7 protein-coding genes are annotated in these 21,056 nt (G+C 68.4%); 5 read left to right on the forward strand and 2 right to left on the reverse strand.

Features of this window, described 5'->3' with window-relative positions:
- The first annotated feature begins 69 nt into the window (after nucleotides 1-69).
- From NCG91_RS04745 to NCG91_RS04755, 3 genes are all read left to right on the forward strand, one after another.
- Nucleotides 70-3,738: a hypothetical protein gene (locus NCG91_RS04745; protein ID WP_251348793.1), complete on the forward strand. Its 3,669-nt coding sequence runs from the start codon at nucleotides 70-72 to the stop codon at nucleotides 3,736-3,738.
- Nucleotides 3,735-5,234 (forward strand): hypothetical protein, encoded by a 1,500-nt coding sequence (locus tag NCG91_RS04750; RefSeq protein WP_251348794.1) that lies wholly within the window; start codon nucleotides 3,735-3,737, stop codon nucleotides 5,232-5,234. Before NCG91_RS04745 ends, NCG91_RS04750 begins: the two co-directional genes overlap by 4 nt.
- A 67-nt stretch (nucleotides 5,235-5,301) precedes the next feature.
- Nucleotides 5,302-15,825 (forward strand): LysM peptidoglycan-binding domain-containing protein, encoded by a 10,524-nt coding sequence (locus NCG91_RS04755; protein WP_251348795.1) that lies wholly within the window; start codon nucleotides 5,302-5,304, stop codon nucleotides 15,823-15,825.
- A gap of 15 nt (nucleotides 15,826-15,840) precedes the next feature.
- On the opposite strand, the gene NCG91_RS04760 is transcribed toward NCG91_RS04755, so the two are convergent.
- Both NCG91_RS04760 and NCG91_RS04765 read right to left on the reverse strand, forming a co-directional pair.
- Nucleotides 15,841-16,791, reverse strand: coding sequence for a 2-hydroxyacid dehydrogenase (locus NCG91_RS04760; protein ID WP_251348796.1), 951 nt, complete (start codon nucleotides 16,789-16,791; stop codon nucleotides 15,841-15,843).
- A 111-nt stretch (nucleotides 16,792-16,902) separates the two neighbouring features.
- On the reverse strand, nucleotides 16,903-17,592 hold the full coding sequence (locus NCG91_RS04765; protein ID WP_251348797.1) for a hypothetical protein: 690 nt from the start codon (nucleotides 17,590-17,592) through the stop codon (nucleotides 16,903-16,905).
- A 234-nt stretch (nucleotides 17,593-17,826) separates the two neighbouring features.
- On the opposite strand from NCG91_RS04765, the gene NCG91_RS04770 reads away from it, so the two are divergent.
- Both NCG91_RS04770 and NCG91_RS04775 read left to right on the forward strand, forming a co-directional pair.
- Nucleotides 17,827-20,034 carry a TonB-dependent receptor gene (locus tag NCG91_RS04770; RefSeq protein ID WP_251348798.1) on the forward strand — a complete coding sequence of 736 codons (2,208 nt, stop codon included), beginning with the start codon at nucleotides 17,827-17,829 and terminating at the stop codon, nucleotides 20,032-20,034.
- A gap of 100 nt (nucleotides 20,035-20,134) precedes the next feature.
- Nucleotides 20,135-21,010 carry a hypothetical protein gene (locus NCG91_RS04775; RefSeq protein ID WP_251348799.1) on the forward strand — a complete coding sequence of 292 codons (876 nt, stop codon included), beginning with the start codon at nucleotides 20,135-20,137 and terminating at the stop codon, nucleotides 21,008-21,010.
- Nucleotides 21,011-21,056 lie beyond the last annotated feature (46 nt).

Genomic DNA, 21,056 nt, shown 5'->3' on the forward strand with positions numbered 1-21,056 from the left:
GATTGCGTTGCCGCGCGGCAGCCATGCCGCCGCATCGCAGCCCGAGTCGCGTCTTGAGTGGAGGTTGTCATGGGTTTCAGTTTCGTCGCCACCGATCCCGCCAGCAAGGTCAGCCTGTATGAATCGCCGCCGCAGGCGGAGCATGCGTGGGCCGGCTACCTGCTGCCGCCCGTCGCGCCGCCGGCCACGCCCCCGGACAGCATCAGCTATGCCGACAGCCTGTCGCCGCAGCGCATGGGCAGCTACGTGTTTGCCAGCGCCCGTCCGGCGGCGCTGGACGCGGCGCCCGGCCCCTTCATCGCCGCCCTCGTCGCGTATATCGACCTGCAGTCATCGGCGCCGGGACTGAACCTGAACGCACTGCTGTGGCTGCGCGACACCGATGCAGCGCCGATTGATTCCTTCAAGAACTACGGCTGCAGCTACACCTATAACCAGCTGACCAAGGGCTTTGCCACCAGCACCAACGTCAATTTCCGGCTGGGACAGGACCTGCTGTTCAACGTGCTGTCCGGCGTCGGCCTGTCCATCGACGCCGCCAGCGGCAGTCTGCGGCTGGCCGCGCCGCTGGCTACGCCGCCGGCGCTGGCCTTCCAGCGCAATGCCAGCGATATCGGCATACGCGTCTCGGGCAGCGACGGCACGATCCGCACGTTCGTGCCTTTGGCGGGCGCGAATGCGGGCTGCCTGACGTTTACGGCCACCGTCAACCCTCCCGTCACCTTCGGCCCAAGCGGCCTGGCCGTCGGCTTCCCCATGACCGCGCGCGACACGGCCAGCGGCCAGCTGCAGCAGCTGTTCTACCCGGCGCTGAGCGCGCCCACCGGGCTGTCGGACAGCCTGGCCTGGGTCGGCACGGTCGACCCGCTCGATCCCTACAATCAGAAGCTGTCCGCCAAGGCGAGGCTGGAAGGCGTATTGCGCTGCGGCTTGCTGCCGGCCGACCGGCCCGCCTTGCCGTCCACCTACCGCACGGCGCTGGGCCATGCGACGATCTTGCGGCCGCTGGGCGCCGCCAGCGGGCAGCCGCCCGTGATCGGCCTGCAGTCGGGCGCCCTGGCCTTCGGCTGCGCCGCGCAGTCGCCTTCCCAGCCCGCCACCAGCAAGGCCCTGCTGACGCCGGCCGGGCGCTTCGGCCTGAGCGCCATCGGCCAGGCTGACGGGGCGCAGACAAACTTGTTATGCGGCATCTTCGGCTCGGAACAGCTGAGCATGACGACCTATGATGGCGCCGCGCCGGAAAATGACAGCCTGCTGTTCGTGCCCGCCTCGCCCGCCTACGCGTCCGTCTTTCCGTTCCAGGCCGCGACCCTGGACTTGCCCGATTCCGGTAACGTGGCCACGCCGCTGACGGCCGTTTACCTCGGCTGCTGGGCCAGCGTGCTCAAGGGCGGCGCGGCCACGCCGCAATACCATGCGGAGCCGGCGGGCAGTCCCATGTACGGCCTGCCGCCGGCCGCCCGGGCCGCCGCCTTGCTGCGCGCCGTGGCCGCCGATACCGTGCTCGCCTCGACCCCGCCCTCGCTGCCCGTGCCGCAGGGCGCCGCGCACGCCTTTCCCCTGCTGCCGTATGGCGGCGCCGTCAGCGGCGGCCCGCTGGATGTCAGCGCCGCCCTGCTGTCGAGCTTTGAAAGCAGCATCGTGGCCGCCACCCGCAAGGCCGTCATTTCCAGCGGCGCCAGCGCCACCTGGCAGGCGCGTGCGGCCGCCAGCCACCGCGTGCGCGGACTGGCCGCCGGCGACGCGGTGGCGGAAGCGCCGCACTACCGCACCACGCCGCAGGGAGCGGTCGCCACCGTGTCCAGCCAGGCGCAGGACCAGGACGCCTTCCTGTCAGTGACCCTGGGTCAGACCCTGGGCGGCGGCGGCCAGGTCTTGCCGTTCGGCTTCCGCTTCCCGGACGCGACCTTGCAGGATGCCTTGCAGACCAACCAGCTGTTCCTCGTGGCCGTCAACGCGGCCCACCTGTCGGACGGCGCCGCGCACTTCGACAATACCGTGGGCATCGCGGGCTGGACCATGCAAGCGCAGGTGGGCGTCGGCGTGACGCCCACGTCCTACCGCAACGTGATGCTGCTCAAGTATTGCAGCGGCAGCGTCAGGGAACGCGTCGCCAATCCGAACGCCTGGTCGGGCGCGCCCGATTTTTCGCTGGCCGCCGACGCCGGCCCCGACGTCCAGGGCATCGCCTACACGGGGTTGTCGCAATGGCTGCAGGATGTCATCGAAGCGGCCGAGGTGCTGGCGGAGGACAAGCCCGAATCGCCGTACCGGCATTTCCTGGAACTGGTCAGCGATCCCTCCTGGACGGGCGTGCTGGTGCTGCAGGCGGACCTGGATCCGTCCAGCTTGCCGCCCGGCCTGCAAGGCATCGCGGCCGGCCTCGACCTGACGCGCTTCGTCGCCCACCATTTCGGCTTCACGGCCAGCCGCGTGACGGTGCATGGCGACGGCAGCATCACCCTCGACGGCAATTCCAGCACCTTCGGCCTGGTCGACTACCAGGATCCGGCCTTCGCCGCCGGCCAGCGCAACGGCTTGCCGCCCGATACCCCCATCGCCCTGCCCGACACCGACAACTATGCATTCCGCGTGCTGCAATTGCAGGTGCTGTTCGACAATGCCGTCATCAAGACCTTCAAGAGCTACGTGCAGCTGGCCGTCAACGGCCTGCTCGGCTCGCGCGTGACGGCCACCACCTTCGGCGGCAATGCGATGCCGAACAACGGCGTGGTACTCGACGGCAGCTATATCGACCAGAACGGCACCGGCATCTACATCTTCGAGCAAGCCACGCCGTCGATATTCAGCCTCGACAGCAACCTGCTGCGCCACGTGGCGTTCCAGCGCATCCAGTTCAACTGCCTGGGCACCACCGACGCGGGCGCGACCGTGCTGAACCGTTTTTCCGTCTGGGGCACGCTGGACTTCGCCAGCCTGGACGACCGCACGGGCGCCGTGCTGGACCTGCTGTCGTTCGGCGCGCTGGCGCCGGACCTGCCGCCGGACGGCGCAGGCCTGGCCTTTTCCAACCTGGTGATCGACATGCGCTATCCGCAGACGACGCCGTCGGCCGTGCGCTTCGACGAGGTGACGGCCAACCTGGCCTACGACCTCGACGCCAGCCAGGCCAGGCCGGACAGCCTGTTCAAGGGCTTCGGCCTGGAACTGTCGGGCTTTATCGCGGCCGCCGACGGGCAAAAGCCGGCCGATTTCGGCTTCCTGCCCGTCAGCACGGCGCTGAACCTGGGCACGCTCGACGGGCCATGGCACGGCATCGTGTACGACGTCACCATGGGCGGGCCGGGCGCGCTCGTCTCGGCCGCCGGCTTCCATTCGACCCTGCTGCTGGCCTGGTCGCCCGCCAGCACGGCCGACGACGACGAGCAAGCCGTCTTCGTCGGCCTGTCGCTGCCCGGCGCGGCGCCGGGCGCCAGGCTGATCAGCCTGCAAGGCATCTTCAAGCTGGCCATCGACAATATCGGGCTGATGCGGCAAAAAGTGCCCGACGGCGACTCCTACTATTACTGCCTGCGGCTCGACAATATCGCCATCAAGTTCCTCGGCATTGCCAAGCTGCCGCCCGACGCGAACATCCAGTTCTTCCTGTTTGGCGACCCGAAGAATACGGGCAGCCTGGGCTGGTATGCCGCGTACATCGCCGATGCGGCCGCCCGCCAGGAGCAGGCACTGGCCGCGCTGCCATTGCCGGCCATTTCACTGGGGAGCGCAGCATGACCAACGTCGTGTACTGGAATATCGAGAACTTCGGCATCAACAAGGTCAACAATCCCAGCCGCAAGCGGCCCCGCTATGGCGAAGGCGGCCGCTGCGGCGGCAACCTGCCGGCCGTGGCCGCGCTGCAGCGCCGCAATCACATCCTGACCATCCTGCGCGCCACGCAGCCCGATATCTTCGTCCTGATCGAGGTGTCGGCCAGCGCGGCCGGCGCCGGCGACCTGGCGCCCGACACGGGCGGCCTGCAGGGCGCGATCTTCCTGCTGCAACAGCTGCGCACGGACCCCGCCGACCCCAACCGCGCTGCCTGGCGCATGGTGCCGCCGCTGAAAGTGGGCACGGGCGGACGCACGGAATCGGTCGCCGTGCTGTACCGCGGCATATCGGGCACGGTTGGCACGCCCACGGAAGTGCGGCGCTATTTCACGGGGCCGAACGTGTGGACGGGCGGCGGCGTGTCGGCAGTGGCGGCCGGCGCCGTGCCAGCCGCCTACCCGGCCGGGGGCGCCGGCGCAGCCGATATCCAGGATTTGCTCAATCCGCAAGGCCAGCCGGCGCGCACCATCCCGGCCGGCGCGCAGCACAACGGCGGCCTGGCCGAGGGCATGGCGGCGGCGCGCATCGCCTTCGCCCCCGCGCCGGCGCCGGCCGTGCCGCCCGTCGTTGGCGGCCTGGTCAATTTCAACGGCTTGCGCCAGCCCTTCATGGTCACTTTCGTGGAGACCAACCGGGCCGACGTCATCACGCGCAACCTGACCCTGTTTGCCGTGCATGCGCCGCCAAACCACGGCGGCGCCACCAATTTCATCAATATCCTGCTGCGCGGCGTGCTCGACGTGGCGGCGCCGCCCGCCGGCGCGCCGCACAATGAAGTCAAGATGATTTGCGGCGACTTCAACCTGAACGCCATCTACGCGCAGCCGCCCGGCGCGGGCGGGCGGACGACGGCCTACGACCAGTTGCGCGCGATCAACTACATACCGCTGCTGGACCCGCCGCCCGCCATGCCGGCGGCGCCGAACCTGACGCTGGATGCGTACCAGGGTTACCTGGCCACGCATATCCGTCCCAAGCGCACCAAGCAGCAGCTGACGCAGCAATCGCGCTTCCTGTGGTCCGACAATACGGCCGGCGGCGCGTTGGTGGCGGCGCCGTATCCCGGCTATAACTATATCGGCAGCGATATGGTGAGCAACTTTTTCTCGATCGACAATATGCTCGTCAACCCGCTGGTACCGGCGAATAACTACCAGTTCACGGTGATGAACCCCGTGTCGGGCACGCCGTTCACGGTGGCGGGCGCCATGCCCCCGGGCGTGCCCATCGGCACGCGCCCGCTGCCCGCGCAATTTCCGAACGTGCCTGCCGGCATGGCCTGGCCGCAATCGCCGGCGGCCGTGTATGCCGTAGGCCAGGCGCGCACCCTGAACGGCTGGGCCAATTACGGCTATCTGCGCAGCACCAGCGACCACCTGGCGCTGTTTGCCGTGCTGTAGACAGAGCGTCCGGGCGGGTGCGAGCGTCCGCCCCGGACATCATGACTGATTCAAGGAGCAAGTTCGTATGGCCACCACCGATACCGCGCTGGAAAACCTGCAGCAAGCCATCGTCAACGCCGCCAGTAGTGGCCCGTTCGCCCTCGATGCCGCCTTCCTGGAAGCGGGCCTGGCCGACCCGGACGTCGCGCCGCCCGAAAAATTCGACGCCATCATCGGCCAGGCATTCCAGATCGACGCGGCGCAGTTCCTGATCAGCTGCGCGGCAGCCGACGTGGGCGCCGTGAGCGACGGCGTGTTTACGGTCAGCAAGGCGAGCCTGCCCTTCATCGGCGGCCTGCTGCAAACCCCGGCCACGCTGGTGTTTTCCACGCAGCCTGCCGCCGCGCGCACGCCGGGCGAGGACGGGGATGACGGCGGGGATGACGCGGCCATGCTGGTGGTGCAGGTGGCCGCCAGTCCCGCCGACTGGAACTGGGACAGCAGCTTTCCCTTCATGGGCGGCTGGCCGTTCAGCGAGTTGCCGCTGTCGGGCGCGCTGCTGGTGTTTTCCAGCGCCGACGGCGTCTATCCATGGGGCGGCGACAGCGCGCTGTCCGTCACGGGCGGCGCCAAGCAGAACCTCAGCGCCAGTGTGGCCCTGCCCGCCTTCGTGACGCCGTTTCTGGAACTGTTTTCCGACCTGGCGGCGCCGCCGGGCAAGCTGCAGATCGGCGGCTACCTGGACATGGCGCTGTACGACGGCAAGACGTTCGAATTGGGCGGCCTGATGCCCAGCGGCGTGCTGTCGGCCGCGCTCAGCGAGCTAGACTGCACGTTCGCCGGCTACCTGCGTGTGGCGGCGCCCAGCCTGACCGTGACGATCCCGCCGCCCGTCGATGCGCCGCCGCCCGACGCCCTGCTGCTCGACGGCGGCATGCAGCTGTTGCTGCGCGGCGCCGGCGAAGCGGACGACGAGGAAGCGGCCGACGGCGACCAGGCCGCCACGCTTGCCCTGACGGCCACGCTCAGCGTGGAAGGCGCCGGCGCCACCGACTACACGCTGTCGCTGCTGCTGCAGCCATCGAACGCCGACGGCGACGGCAACTACGCGGTCAGCCTGGAAGCGGGCAGCGACGGGCCGCCCCTCAGTCCCGCCGCCGCCATCGGCCTGATCGGCGGGGGCGCCAGCTATTTCCGCGCCACCCCGGCCGTGCTGCAGGAGTTCCTGACGTCGTTCGGCCTCGGCGGCATGACCATCAGCGGCAGCATCCCGCCCAAGGCGGCGCCCACGGTGGACCAGGTCACGCTGCAGCTGCGCAGCGTGCGCGATCTCAGCTGGCAGCCCATCCCGGCGCCCACGCCCGCGCTGAGCTTTACCATCACCTCGTTCTTCCTCGACTGGACGGCTTACCAGCCGCTGGCGAGCAAGGCCAGCGGGAAGTCGCGCTATGAATACCTGTTCGGCACCACCTTCACCCTGTTGCCCACGGTATTTCGCAACCTCGACGGCACGCCGGGCGGCGAATTCGACGTGCAGTTCAACTCGGCGCAGCTGTTCCAGGCCAGCTTTCCCGGCAAGGCCACGCTGTCGGACTTCCTGTCCGTCGTCTCGAACGGCCTCGTCAGCCTGCCCGACACCATCCAGGCCGAGGTGTCGAATATCGCGCTGAGCATAGACGGCGCGGCCCAGTCCTTCGCGTTTTCCAGCGACTACGCCATCAGCCTGTCCTTCCTGACGGTGGGCGGCGCGCCCATCCTGAGCATTTCGGATGGCCAGATCAGCCTGTCGGGCATCAGCGCCACGGTGGCCGCGGACAAGCAGGAAGGCGCGCTGGCCCTTGTCGAGGCCGGCAAGGCGGGCGCCGGCACGGCCTGGGCCGGTTCCATTTCCGGCTTGCTGGGCGTGGGCGCCAGCCTGCAGGCGGCCGTCAGCGTGGCCTACACCAGCCAGGAAACGCCGCCCCGCTGGACCCTCTCCGCCTCGCTCGCGCAGGAACTCGACGTGGGCGAGATGATCAAGCAATTCTTTGCCGCCGGCGGCATCTATGATTTCCCGGTCTTCTTGCCGGGCAACCTGAAGATTTCCGCGTTCGCCATCGACGCGGTCATTCCCAGCGGCAAGCCCAGCACGGACCTGGCCACCAGCTATACGGTCGACACCACCTTTACCTGGCTGTTCATGCTTGGCCAGCAACAGATCGGCTTGCAGAAAGCCACGCTCTCGGTGCAGTATGACGGCGCCAAGCCGGCCGCGCAGCAATTCTCGGGCAAGGCCGACGCCGTATGGATCTATACCGCCATCAATCTGAAGCTGGGCTTCGGCTATGCGTTCCAGCCGACGGACAAGGGGCCGAACCACACGCTGTACGTGAGCTGGGAAGGCTTCACGGCAACCTATGCCAGCGGCAACGAGATGCTCAGCTTCACCCTGGCGGGCTGGTCCCTGGGCAGCCTGATCCAGGCGCTCGTGCGCACGCTGGGCGATCCGTATTTCGTGCTGCCGTCGCCGTGGGACTTGCTGAACCAGGTCACGCTGGACGGCCTGTCCGTCAACGTGTCGCTGAAAACCGGCGAAAAGAACCGCCTCAGCGCCACCTACACGCTCAGTTCACCCCTCAACCTGGGCTTCATCGTCATCCGCAGCATCGTCTTCAAGCGCAATACGGACGGCAAGGTGACCCTGGCGCTGGACGCCACCGTGCCGCCATTGCTCAAAGGCAGCATGGGCGACTTGCTGGACCCGGACAAGGGACAGGACGTGGAAGAGATGCCCAGCGTGCCGGGCGCCGGTTCCAGCTATTTCAAGGTCTTCCTGCTGATGCTGGGCCAGCGCGTGGCCATCAACGGCGCGTCCGACTTCAGCTCGACCAAGGCCGTCATCGACGCGCTGGCGGGCGTGCCGCCCACCACGGACAAGAACAATCCCGTCAACCCGGGCAGCGGCGTGCACGGCCAGCCGTATTACCAGCCGGACAGCAACTGGCTGATCGCCGCGCATTTCGGCGTGCTGCAGACGGCTGGCGTGTGGGCCGTCGACGTCCAGATCGTCTTCAACGATCCCAACCTGTACGGCTTGCGCCTGACCCTGGGCAGCCCCAAGATGGGTGGCCTGGCCGGCCTGGTGGTCGACATCCTGTACAAGAAAATCAGCGACGACGTGGGCCTGTTCCAGATCGACTTCACCTTCCCCGACAGCATCCGCAACCTGAACTTCGGCGCCGTCAGCGTGGTGCTGCCGATGATAGGCATCAAGATCTACACGAATGGCGATTTCCTGATCGACATCGGTTTTCCCTACAATATGGACTTTACGCGCTCGTTCAGCTTCAGCGCCATCGTCTACGGCGTGCCGGTGCTGGGCTCGGGCGGCGTGTATTTCGGCAAGCTGTCGGGCGCGACGGCGACGCAGGTGCCGAAAACGGATCTCGGGTATTTCAATCCCGTCATCGTCTTCGGCCTGGGCCTGCAGCTGGGCCTGGGCTACAACTTCGTCAAGGGGCCGCTGAAAGCCGGCTTCGCGCTGACCGTGTTCGGCATCATCGAAGGCGTGATCGCCACCTACCATCCGTACGACCGCAGCAACGCCGTCGCGCTGGCCAACGCCGGCGCCTCCGGCAGCGTCCAGGAAAGCAGCTACTTCAAGCTGACGGGCACGTTCGGCGTGATCGGCATGCTGTACGGCGAAGTGGACTTGAAGATCATCAGCGCTTCACTGCTCGTCAATATCACCGTGTCGGTACAGATCGGCTACGAATCCTACCGCGCCGTCCCCCTGTCCGTGACGGCCTCGGTGCGCATCAGCCTGCGCGTCAAGATCGACTTGGGCATCTTCAGCTTCACCATTTCCGTGGGCTTTTCCGCCACCGTCAGCGCGCAATTCCGCATCGGCGACGACAGCCGCGCGCCGTGGGACGGCGGCGGCGCGCTGCGCCTGGACAGCCTGGCGCGCGGCCGCGCGCGCACCCTGCCGATGGAATTGCAGGCCGCCATGCTGCGCGCCGCGCCGCGCCGCCAGCCGCGACGCGTGCTGCGCACCGATGCCAAGCCGGTGCTGCAACTGGTGACGGCGCCGCAATTCACGGTGCTGGCGCCGCAGGGCGCCACCGCCAGCAGCGCGCAGCAAGGCGCGTTCGTCTGCCTGTTCGCCATGGATGCGCCGGACCCGGCCGCCGGCGGCGCGGGCACCGGCACGACCTCGTTCGACCTGCTGTGCAAGGCGTATTTCCCGTGGCTGCTCGACGCCTTGCAGCCGGCGGTGCGGGCCGACGGCGCGGCGCTGGACCTGGCTGCCGCCGCGACCGCCAGCGTCACGCTGGCGCAGCTGGTGGCGGGCATCCAGGTGCTGGCCGACCCCGCCATGCAGCCATTCGGCATGGGCGACCTGCTGCACTTCCTCGCCGACAGCTTCATCGTGAACATCAGCGCGCCGGGAGCCAATATGGACGGCGCCACGCTCTTCCCACTGTTCGACGGGCTGCGGCTGGACGTCCCCGACCCGCAGGGCGGCGCCGGCACGCAAGCGATCGACCTCGAGACCTACGCGACGGCGACGGAACAGTACCGCAGCACGGTGGCCGGCGTGCTGCGCCAGGTGGCCGCCAAGGTGGGCAAGGCGCCCGCCAAGCCCGCGCTGCTGGCGCAGGACGACACCGAGCCCGAATCGATGGCGGCCTTCATCTTCGTCGACGTCTTCAGCCTGATCGGCCGCGCGCTGCTGCAATCGGCCATCGATGCCTTCGACAATTACAGCTATGCGCTGCAGCCGGGCGACAGCATCGCCGGCATCGTCGCCGCCTTCAACCGGGCCGGCAACGCCATCGACGCGGACGACGTGTCGCTGCCGAATGCCACGTATCCGCTGAACGGCGCGCTGCCGCTGCAGGTCGGCGGCCTGTCCGCCGTGATCCAGGCCGGCGATACGCTGGCGGCCATCGCCGCCCGCTACACGGATCCGGCCGGCGCCGGCGGGCGCTGGCACACCACCGCGGCCCAGCTGATCGGCGCGAATGCCGAACCGCGCGCGCTGCGCACGGGCGTGACGCTGGTCTTCGACTTCGGCGCCGGCGCCGTCAGCCACGTCACAGCGCCCGGCGACAGCTTCGGCGCCATCGCCGCCGCGCTGGGCGTGCCGCTGGCCACCCTGGCGCAGCAGGCATCGCTGTATGCGCGCGCCGACCTGCTGCTGCCGACGGCCATCCTCGCCGTGCCGCCGCTGGCCTATGCTTCCGTCGCCGGCGATACCCTGGCCGGCATCGCCAGCCGCTTCGCCGCCACGACGGCCGCGCTGGGGCGCGACAATGCCGGCGTCGCCAATCTGTTCGCCGCGGCCCCGGGCCGGCTGGCCATCGCCCACCTCGACGCCTTGCCGCTGGAGCAGCTGTGGAGCGGCGTGCAGGCGAGCGGCGCCGTGGCCCAGGCCGCCGGCCAGGTCGCGCGCTTCGTCACCTATGGCTTGCGCCTGCCGGTGGCGGCGGGCCTGAGCCTGTCGCCATCCTTCCTGTATAGCAGGACGCAAACCGACTACGCGCTGTACCAGCTGACGGGCCAGCAATTCCCCACGCCCGCCAGCGCCGCCGGCGGCTACCGCATCGGCCTGGGACGCAATGCCGTTTCGCATGGCGTCGCCCTCGATTTCATCACCTTCGCCGGCGCGCCCGGCACCAGCCTGCCCATCGACCTGGGCGCCGCATACGGCTTGCTGTCGGGCGTGCTGGCGTATGCGCAGGCGGGCCACTTCGTGCCGTCGCCTGCGCTGCACATCCTGCCGCTGGCGTCCTTGCAGCCGCGGCAGTTCCCTGCGGCAGGCTACGCCGCCTGGATCACCGCCGACCTGGCGCGCCTGACGGCCGTGACGTCCGGCGCCGCGCCAGGGGCGCGCGCCGCCGCCAGCCAGGCCGCGCCCGCGCCGTATCTGTGGCAATTGCCCGACGCCATGCTGGCCAGCATCACCCAGCGCCAGGATACGCTGCAGACGCTGTACCCCCAGGCGCCATACGCGGACATACTGGCCCTGATGCCCGCCTATCGTCCCCGCATCGGCAACACGCCGCCCAACAGCAGCAGCACGGTGTTCCAGGACTTGGGCGGCTATGCCTATGCCACGCGCGTGGACTTCCAGATCACGCGCATGCCGGCCGCCACCGTGGCCACCAACGACGCCAGCGGCACCGCGCTGGCCAGCGCCGCCACCCTGGCCCACGTATACGAGCTGGTGGGGCCGTCGGCCGCCGATGCCCAGCGCCTGGAATACCTGCTGAGCGGCATGGCCGCCGTGGGCGAAACCCTGGTGGCCGGCCTGTTCCTGCTGTACAGCGAAGGCGGAAGCGACCAGGTGGCGCTGACGGGCCAGGCCGATGCCGACTACCTGTGCTTCCTGACGCAAACCAATCTGTCCACGGAAAGCCATCCGCCGGCCAGCCGCATGCTGCTGGACGCGGCGGGGACGGTCTTGCCGCGCGGCATAGCCAACAGCCCCTCGCAATTCATCAAGCTGCTGTGGGAGCAATCGGTGGTGCGCGGCGGCGGCTACTATCTGTATTTCGAGGACATGGTGTCGGGCGCCGGCCTGCCCCCATCCGTCTTCGACGCCACGGGCACGGCCACGCTGACCCTGGTGGTGCCGCTGGCGCGCCAGGCGGCGGACGCCGCCGACACCGTGCCGAACTTCGTCAACGCCCTGCTGACGACGCAAGCGATCGATCCGCAGCAGGACGTGCTGGTGTTCGAATCGCTGAGCAAGCCGGCCAAGAGCCAGCCTTTGGCCCTGTCGGCCACGCGCACCCTGAGCGCCGTGGCCGCCACGTACGGCATGGGCGTGGGACAGCTGGCGCGGCAAAACGCCGTGCGGCCGCTGCGCGCCGGCGCCAGCGTGCCCGTAGCCGGCATCCTGCACCAGCTGAACCAGCAAGACATGGCCGCGCCCGCGCAAACGCTGGAACAGCTGGCCGCGTACTACTCGGCCGGCGCCACCCCGCTGAGCGCGGCGCAGATCGCCGCCTACAATCCCGGCGTGACGGTGGCGCTGGGCGCGACCATGCGCATTCCGCCGCTCGTCTACCGCGTGCCCACCAACTCTGGCGGTCCCGGCAATACCTTCGCCGCCCTGGCCGCCTACTACGGCTTGTCGGTGGACGCCCTGGCCCTGGGCGCGGCCGACACCGAAGGCCTGTACGCCGATGGCGCCGTGCTCGACGTCGACAGCCTGGCCCTCGATGCGCAAGCGACCTTGGCGCCGGGCAACCTGTCGTTCCAGCTCAAGCGCACCAACGACGGCGTGCCCGTGCTGCCGCCCAATCCCACGCCGCAGCAACAGCAGCAATATGCGCAGGCGACCCTGTCCGCGCTGTACAACACGCTGTCGGCCGGCCTGGGCCGCAACCCGTTTTTCCTGCCCAGTCCCTACAGCCTGCCTTTCGGACCGCAAGACCATGCGAACGACGGCGACGATGGCGACGATGGCGAAACCCACCGCCTGCGCTATGCGGCCGCGGCGCTGGCCGATTACGACTACCGCCAGGCGCTGGGCTACCTGGGCAACAACAGCCAGGGACGGCCGTTCGCCACGCTCAATGCGACGCCGGCCAATCCGCCGGCCGGCCTGCCGCCCGCCGCCGACAATCCCTACCTGGGCGTGGGCGGCCATGCGTCGCTGGCCCTGCGCTGGCAAGACCTGTTCGGCAACACCACCGTCACGCCGTTCGAGGCGCCGCCGGCCGGCTACACGGGTGCGCTGGACCAGGCCCCCGCTCCGCTGCGCTACACGGATCGCCTGCTGGGCCTGTCCGCCTGGCCGAAAGTCCAGGCCAGCTACCTGTATGGCACGGATGCGGGCGGCGCGCCCGCGCTGCTGCTGACCTTGCGCATGGATGGCCTGGCCTACGCCACGCCAGCCGACGCGGCGCAAGACTTGCCTTTCTATCAACGCCTGTACTTCCAGCTGCACCAGGACTATACGGGCCTGGGCGTGCCCGGACTGAGCGGAAATGCGGTGAGCATTTCCCTCAGCAACTCGCTCTTGGCCACGCCGCTGCAGCCGCTGGACGAGGCCCGGTCGCGGCAGGTGCGCGACTTCGCCGCCGCCTGCGCCATCTACCTGCAAGCCCTGGCCAACGGCGGCAGCGCCACGGCGCCCGCCGCCACGCTGTCGGTGCCGGTGCCGCTGGCGCAACTGGCCAGCGCCAACCGCATCGCGCTCGACGTGGCGCTGGTGCTGACGCGCCAGGCCATCCTGCTCGATCCCGTGCTGGCGGCCCTGCCGGACGGCGCCAGCGTGGTCAGCGCCGTGCTGCCGCAGGCCGACACGAACGGCGGCGCGTCCAGTTTCACCACGTTTGCCAAGGCGCTCGAAGCGTGCTTGAAGACACCGCAATGGTCGATGCGCGCGGGCGCGGGGCTGACGCGCGTGGGCAGCGCCGGACAGCAGACGCAGCAGTTGTTCGCCGTGCGTTTCAGCGACACGCCGGGCCAGGGCATCCATTTCCGCCTGGGCCAGCAAGCCAGCTACTACGCGCCGTTGCCCGTCGCCAATTCGCTGGAAAGCCGCACGGTCAGCATCGACGCCTATCCGACCAATACGCCGCATGCGCTGACGCTCAATAGCGTCGACCTGAACCTGTGGCTGCAAAGCTGTCTCGACGCCATCGACAAGTTCCTCTCGGCCACCTATGCGCCGCCCGCCTACATCCTCGATCGCCTCAACGGCGTCGCCGATCCGCTGCAGAGCGGCCAGCTGGGCCTCGTACTCAAGGCGAAACAGACGCTGGCCGACGTCATCAGCACCACGGTCAGCCCCGTGCTCAGCAGCAGCGCCGGGGACGAAGCCACGCGCGTCAGCGCGGCCGCCACCATGCGGCAGCAGCTGCTGACCACCCTGGGGCCGGCCTTTGCCGCCGGCGCCGTGGTGGTGTACGGCGTGGACCAGGTCACGGGCGCGGACGACGAGGGCGCGCCGCCAGCGCTGTACGGCCAGCCCGCCGCCGCAGGCACAGCCGACGGCGCGGCCGGCGACGGCAACCAGAACTACACCTTGTTCCCGACCCGGCTGCCTTTGCTAGGCACGGCCGCGCAGGACCAGAGCCGGCTGTCATTCAACTTCATCTCGAAGAACGTCGAAGGCCAGGCCTATGTGCCGCTGGACTTGCGCTATCAGATCACGCACATGGAATTCGACCAACGCCCCGTGCCCGGCATCGAAAACTACCTGCAAAGCCAGTGGCTGCTGTTCATCACCGGTCCGTTTGAGGTACCGCTGGGCAATGGCACGCAATATATCCCCGTGCTGAACCGCGCCCTGCCCGTGCCGCCCACGGTCAACCGGCAGACCGCCACCGCGTCCGCCGCGCCGCAGGGCGGCCGCATGCGCCTGGCCGCCGGTGGCTTGCAACCGGCCCAGCTGGCCCAGTGGGATTACGGCTTCAGCTACACCTATCGCCAGGCGGCGCAGGATGCCGTGCACGTCAGCGTCGTGCTCAACGTGCCGTCGCAGGTTGCCAGGCTGTCCGCGGCGACCGGTCCCGACCTGTTCACGGCGCTGGCCGCCTTCGTCAGCAACTATCCGCTGATCTCGGCTGACCTCGACGCCTTCCTCGCGCCCCTCGACGGCAAGCAGGACACGCCCGATAGTGTCGCCAAGGCAACACTGGCCACCACCGCCTTCCAGCAGCTGGTGACCCAGGTGGCAACCAGCTATGGCCAGCATTTCGGCACGGCGCGGCTGGCGGCGGCGCAAGGCGAGACCAGCGTGGCCGTGGAATTCGACGCGCGCCTGGAAGACCATGGCGGCGACGCCTGGTATGCGCTGCTCAATGTCACCGTCGGCGGCGCGCCCGCCACCTACGACCCGCTGTCCGGCACCCTGAGCAACGGTATCGTCAGCGTGCCCGTGCCCGTGCTCGACATCGATGCGCAGCAGTACCGGGCCACGCCGGCCACGCCCACGCCGCCCGATGCGCTGCTGGCCTACCGCTACGCGGCCATCGCCGCCGACGCGCCCGACCTGTCGTTTGCCGCCGCGCTGGCCAATACCGGCCGCGAGGTGCGCATGCCGGGGCTGAACGTGATGGTGTACAAGAACGCCCAGGCTTCGCTGTACGTGCAGCGCAACCGCTACCTGTGCCCGCCCAGCCAGACGCAGGTGTCGACCATGCACGCCTTCCTGTACCAGACGCCGGTCGTCAAGTTCAGCGACCCCATCCTGCCACGCCTGAGCTGGCAAGGCTATGATTTGCGGCAAGTCGCACCGGTGGGCGGCAGCGATGTGGCGGCCTATATGCGAGGCTTCTTCAACGCCCTCTTCACGGGCGCCTCCGGCAGCGTGCGCATCGCCATGGATGGCAGCTATTCCTACAGCGTGATGCCGGCCGTGGCGGGCTTTCCCCGCACTTCGCTGCCGGTCAGCCTGCTGCCGGCCGTGCTCGCGCCCATTGATGCGGCCCAGCCTCCCGCCGCGCCCATGGCCCTGGTGGCCCAGGTGCAGCAATGGTATGACACGCAGCAGCCGACGACGGATGGCGGCGCCGCCATGGATTTCCGCCTGAACTTCTTTACGGACGGCGCGCCCGAGCAACTGCTGCTGTCGCTCGAAGACGTGCGCTGGGTGGTGCGGCCCTGACGCGGCGGCGCAGCGTCAAGGCACGGGCGTGAGCAGCGGCAAGCCGGCAAAGTGGGCTTGCAGATTATCCAGCACCAGCTGGCCCATGGCGTGCCGCGTTTCCACGGTCAGGCTGCCCACGTGGGGCGTGAGCACCACGTTCGGCAAGGCGCGCAAGGCGGCTGGCACGCGCGGTTCGTCCGCGAACACATCGAGGCCGGCCGCGCCAAGGCGGCCATCCTGCAAGGCGGCGATCAGCGCGTCTTCGTCGATCAGCGCGCCGCGGGCGATATTGATCAGCGTGCCTTGCGGGCCGAGCGCGTTGAGCACGCTGCGCTCGACGATCTTGCGCGTGGCCGGCGTGCCTGGCGCGCAGACGATCAGATAGTCGCTTTCCTGCGCCAGGGCCAGCAGCGATTCCGCGCGCGGCACGGCAGTGCCAGCAATGGCGCGCGGCTGGAAGTAGCGCACCTTGACGCCAAAGGCGGCCAGGCGCAGCGCGATGGCTTGCCCGATCTGGCCGAAACCGAAGATGCCGGCCGTCTTGCCGCGCAGGCTGGATGCAGGGACGATGGCCTCGCGGCGTTCCCAGCCGCCGTCGCGCACGAAACGGTCGAGCGCCACGATATGCCGCGCGCTGGCCAGCAGCAAGGCCAGCGCCACGTCGGCCACGTCATCGGTCAGCACGTTCGGCGTGGTGGTGACGGCGATGCCCCGTTCGCGCGCTACGTCCAGCGCCACGCCGTCGAGGCCCACGCCATTGACGGCGACGATTTCCAGCTTCGGCAGCAAGGCCATGTCGGCGGCGTTCAAGCCCAGCGCGCCCGTCGTGACGACCCCGCGGATGGCCGAAGCGCGCTGGGCCAGCCACGCATGGCGCTCGTTCGCCGGCACTTGCCAGGCGTGGTGGCAGGTGTAGTGCTGCTCCAGCTGCGCGTTGACGGCGGCCGAAGGGCTGGGAGCGAGGATGAGGAGTTCGGGGAGCATGGGCGTCCAGGTTGGTGTCGGCAGGATTAGCAGACGCAACTTAGCATATTTGGGAACCGGCCGGGGTTGAGCGCCCCGTATGCCGTGAAAACCGTGTACTGCGCGGAAACTTTAGCCCGGGCAAGGCACGCGTTTGACCTTGCCGCCCGTCCTGGCCGGGTCGGCGCCCGAGCCGGGATTCTCGGCCATGCCAAAGCACGTTGCGCCGCCGGCGCTGACGACGCGCGTGGCGGGCCGGCCGTCGGCCGTCAGGTAGTCCTCCACGCGGATGACGGGGCCGCCGCGCCGGGCGGAGGCGACCAGTTTCTGGAAGGTGCTTTCGCTTTTGAGGTCGGCAGCGGCCATCCACGGCTGGTCTTGCCTGCGTTCGGCGCGCAGGGCCTTGTCGGCGGCGCCCGCCGCCAGCCGGGCGCGCGTGCGCAAGTCGGCCGTGGCAGGCGCCGTGGCTGGCGCGGCGGGAAATTCCTCGGCCGGTACGGTGATCGCTTCGGCCGCCACGGGCGGCGGCGCGAAGAAGACGGGCGGCGCGGCGGGCGGCGCAACGGCCCGCGCGCGCGGCGCAGGAACCGGCATGGGCATCGGCAAGGCCATCGGCGGCGTCTGCGGCAGCGCACGGGGCGGCAGCAAGGTCATGAACGCCACTTCCGTGTATTGCTTGAGTTGCCGCGCCGGCAAGAGCAGGAAATACAGGCCCAGCACGTGCATGGCCAGGATCAGCGCGACGGCCGCGCCTTTCAGGCTCAAGCCGTCCCGTATGCGCATGCGCATGGAAGCGGACGGTAAATGGCGAAGCAATGGCATGCGGTGTCCTGTGGGCGCGGGGCGCGATGGCCTATTCTAGCGAAACTTGGATATGTGCATTAATAAATCCACAAGGTATCGCCTGGCGCGCCTTTTTCCGCCAGATTCCAGCACCCTGGCCTGCCCGGTGTTGTACGAATGGCGACATTTTTGCCCGCTTTCTCACACTTTCCCACGCGCTGCGCCACGCTGGAATATAATGATAATCATTCTCATTAATATCCAGATAACTCCATGCGCACCTTCCACCTCGTCCCTACCCCGTTCGCCCTGGCCGCCTTGCTGCTGGCCAGCGCCGCCGCCCACGCCCAAGCCACCACCACCGCGCCGGCCGGCGACGCGCAAACCATGCCCACGGTAGTCGTCAATGCCTCGGCCGATGCGTCGGCGGAAGGGTTGTCGAAGGCGTATGCGGGTGGCCAGGTGGCGCGCGGCGGGCGCATGGGCATCCTCGGTGCCGTGGACATGATGGATTCGCCATTCGGCAGCACCAGTTACACGCAGCAATTCATTGCCGATCAGCAAGCGCGCAGCGTGGGCGACCTGCTGCAGAGCGATCCGGCCGTGCGCATGTCGCGCGGCTATGGCAATTTCCAGGAAGTGTATGTGATCCGCGGCTTCGCCCTCGATTCCGACGATGTGGCGTACAACGGCCTGTACGGCGTGCTGCCCCGTCAATATGTATCGCCGGAATTGCTCGAGCGCGTGGAAGTGTTCCGTGGCGCCAGCGCCTTCCTGAATGGCGCGGCGCCGGGCGGCAGCGGCATCGGCGGCGCCATCAATCTGATGCCCAAGCGCGCCGGCAATGCGCCGCTGACGGAATTGACGGTGGGCGTGGAATCGGGCGGCCACGCCTATGCAGCCATCGACGTGGCGCGCCGCTTTGGCGAGCGCCAGGAATTCGGCGTGCGCGTCAACGCCGCCAAGCGCCAGGGCGAGACCGGCATCCAGCGCGAAGACCACGACGTGGGCATGTTCTCGGTCGGCCTCGACTACCGCGGCAGCGGCTACCGCCTGTCGGCCGACGCCGGCTACCAGAATTTCGACCTGACATCGCCGCGCCCGTCCGTCGGCATTGGCAGCGTGGCCGTGCTGCCATCCGCACCCGATGCGTCGAAGAACTTTGCCCAGCCGTGGAGCTATTCCAAGGAACACGATGTGTTCGGCACGGCGCGCGCCGAAGTGGATCTGGCCAAGGATGTCGTGGCCTGGGCCGCATTTGGCTCCCGCTCGACCAAGGAAGCCAACAGCCTGGCCGAGCCGACGTTGACTTCGATCAATGGCGACGCCACGGCGTCGCGCTTCGACAATGCCCGCAAGCAGGAAATCCGCACGGGCGAACTGGGCATTCGCGGCAAGCTCGTTACGGGCGCCGTCAAGCACACCCTGGTGGCCAGCTGGTCCGGGCACTGGAATGAAGCGAAGAACGCGTATGCGATCGGCGACAAGTTTGCCACCAACATTTACGCACCGGTCGACGTGAGCCCGCCGCCGGCGCCCTACACGGGCGGCATCATGAGCGACCCGCGCATCACCCAGAAAACCATCCTCAACAGCTACGCCCTGGCCGACACCATGGCCTTCCTCGACGACAAGCTGCTGCTGACCGTGGGCTTGCGCCGCCAGCAGATCAAGGATGCCGCTTACGACTACAACACCTCGGCGCCGCAAGGCAAGGCCTATGACGAGAGCGCCACGACGCCCGTGGCGGGCATCGTCTTCAAGGCCAGCAAGGACGTGTCGCTGTACGCCAACTACATCGAGGCGCTGGTCAAGGGACCGACGGCCACGGGAACGTATCTGGAAAACGGCCAGCAGGTCAATGTCGACAACATGGGCGAGGTGTTTGCGCCGTATAAATCGAAGCAGAAGGAAATCGGCGTCAAGTATGACGGCGGCAAGCTGGGCATGAGCGCAGCCCTGTTCACGACAAGCAAGCCTTTGCTGGCCGTGCTCGGCAAGCGAGCCGAACTTGATGGCGAGCAACGCAACCGCGGCCTGGAATTATCGATTTTCGGCACGCCGATGCAGGGCGTGCGCCTGCTGGGCGGCTTGACCTGGCTCGATGCAAAGCTCAGCAATACCGGCGTGGCCGCCAACAATGGCAAGAAACCCATCGGCGCACCGGAAACGCAGATGAGCGTGGGCGGCGAATGGGACGTGCCCGGCGCGCCAGGCCTGACCCTGAACGCCCGCACCATCTACACCTCGACGCAATACGCTGACCTGGCCAACACCCGGCAGCTGCCATCGTGGACCCGCCTCGACATCGGCGCGCGCTACCTGACGCAAGTGGCGGGCCGTGACGTGACCTTGCGCGCCCGCGTGGACAACGCGACGGACCGCAATTACTGGTCGTCGGCCGTGTCGTCCTTCAATATCGGCTCGCTGGTGCTGGCCGCGCCGCGCACCGTGGTCGTGTCGGCCAGCGTGGCGTTTTAAAGACCGCGCGCGCCTGTCGCACGATGAAAAGCTGCCTTCGGGCAGCTTTTTTTCATGTGTGCGCCTGTGCCGCAAGGCGCGCTTCGGCGACAATGCCGACATGAAACGACTCCCTGCCCTGCTGCTGTTGCTTTGCCTGTCCCTGCCGGCCGCTGCCCAAAAACAAGCCGCCTGCCCGTATGCCGCCTGGAAAAGCGGCTTCAAGGGCGATGCGCTGGCGCAAGCCACGTGCTTGCTGCGTCCCGTCAAGCTGTATGCGCGCCTGGGCGACAGCGCGCCGCTGCCGGACTTCCTGGCCGCCCGCATCGGCCAGCGCGCGGGCATCGCGCCGGCCCGCCTGCGCGCCTGGCTGACGGAACAGGGTATCGCCGAGGCGGACGTGGGCGGCGCCGTCGACGCGCCCCTGTCGCGCGCCGTGGGCCGGCTGGCTGCGCCGATGGCCCGCTATTTCGTCATCCACGACACCAGCTACCCGAATTTCTTGTTAGAAACCATTCCCGACTACATCAACGACGCGAGCTGGGATTTCAACGACTTCAGCTTGCGCAATCCGGCGCTGGGCGGCGGTCCGAAAGGCCATGTCTACGTGAACCGCCTGGGCGGTTCCTTGCAGGTGCGCGATTTCGGCACGGCCAGCTTTGCCAGCAAGCTGGAAAAGGACAAGCCGTCGCTGACGGGCCTGTTCCTGCACGTGGAACTGGTGCAACCGCGCAACTCCGTGCCCGGCGGCGGCAAGGGCAACGATGGCCTGGCGCCCGATCCCGGCTTTACGCCTGCGCAATACGACCGCCTGGCCCTGCTGTATATCGCCGCCAGCGTGCGCAAGGGAACGTGGCTGATTCCCGCCTTCCACGCCGTGCTCGATACAGGGTTTGCGAATGGTCATGATGACCCACAGAACTTTTCGCTGACCGAGTGGTCAGCCTCGCTTTCCCGCCTGTATGCGGCCTTGCGCCAGGCCGATACTGGACAATAAAGCGTTTCCCCGCCGGCTGATTAGGCGCATACTATTGCAAGCATAG

This window comes from Janthinobacterium kumbetense, assembly GCF_023703445.1.
Taxonomy (GTDB): domain Bacteria; phylum Pseudomonadota; class Gammaproteobacteria; order Burkholderiales; family Burkholderiaceae_D; genus Janthinobacterium; species Janthinobacterium kumbetense.

What these genes read in the sequence shown, in the direction of transcription:
- NCG91_RS04745 (WP_251348793.1), top strand. Translation starts at nt 70, where the DNA reads ATGGGTTTCAGTTTCGTCGCCACCGATCCCGCCAGCAAGGTCAGCCTG.
- NCG91_RS04765 (WP_251348797.1), bottom strand. Translation starts at nt 17,592, where the DNA reads ATGCCATTGCTTCGCCATTTACCGTCCGCTTCCATGCGCATGCGCATA.
- NCG91_RS04775 (WP_251348799.1), top strand. Translation starts at nt 20,135, where the DNA reads ATGAAACGACTCCCTGCCCTGCTGCTGTTGCTTTGCCTGTCCCTGCCG.
- NCG91_RS04770 (WP_251348798.1), top strand. Translation starts at nt 17,827, where the DNA reads ATGCGCACCTTCCACCTCGTCCCTACCCCGTTCGCCCTGGCCGCCTTG.
- NCG91_RS04760 (WP_251348796.1), bottom strand. Translation starts at nt 16,791, where the DNA reads ATGCTCCCCGAACTCCTCATCCTCGCTCCCAGCCCTTCGGCCGCCGTC.
- NCG91_RS04750 (WP_251348794.1), top strand. Translation starts at nt 3,735, where the DNA reads ATGACCAACGTCGTGTACTGGAATATCGAGAACTTCGGCATCAACAAG.
- NCG91_RS04755 (WP_251348795.1), top strand. Translation starts at nt 5,302, where the DNA reads ATGGCCACCACCGATACCGCGCTGGAAAACCTGCAGCAAGCCATCGTC.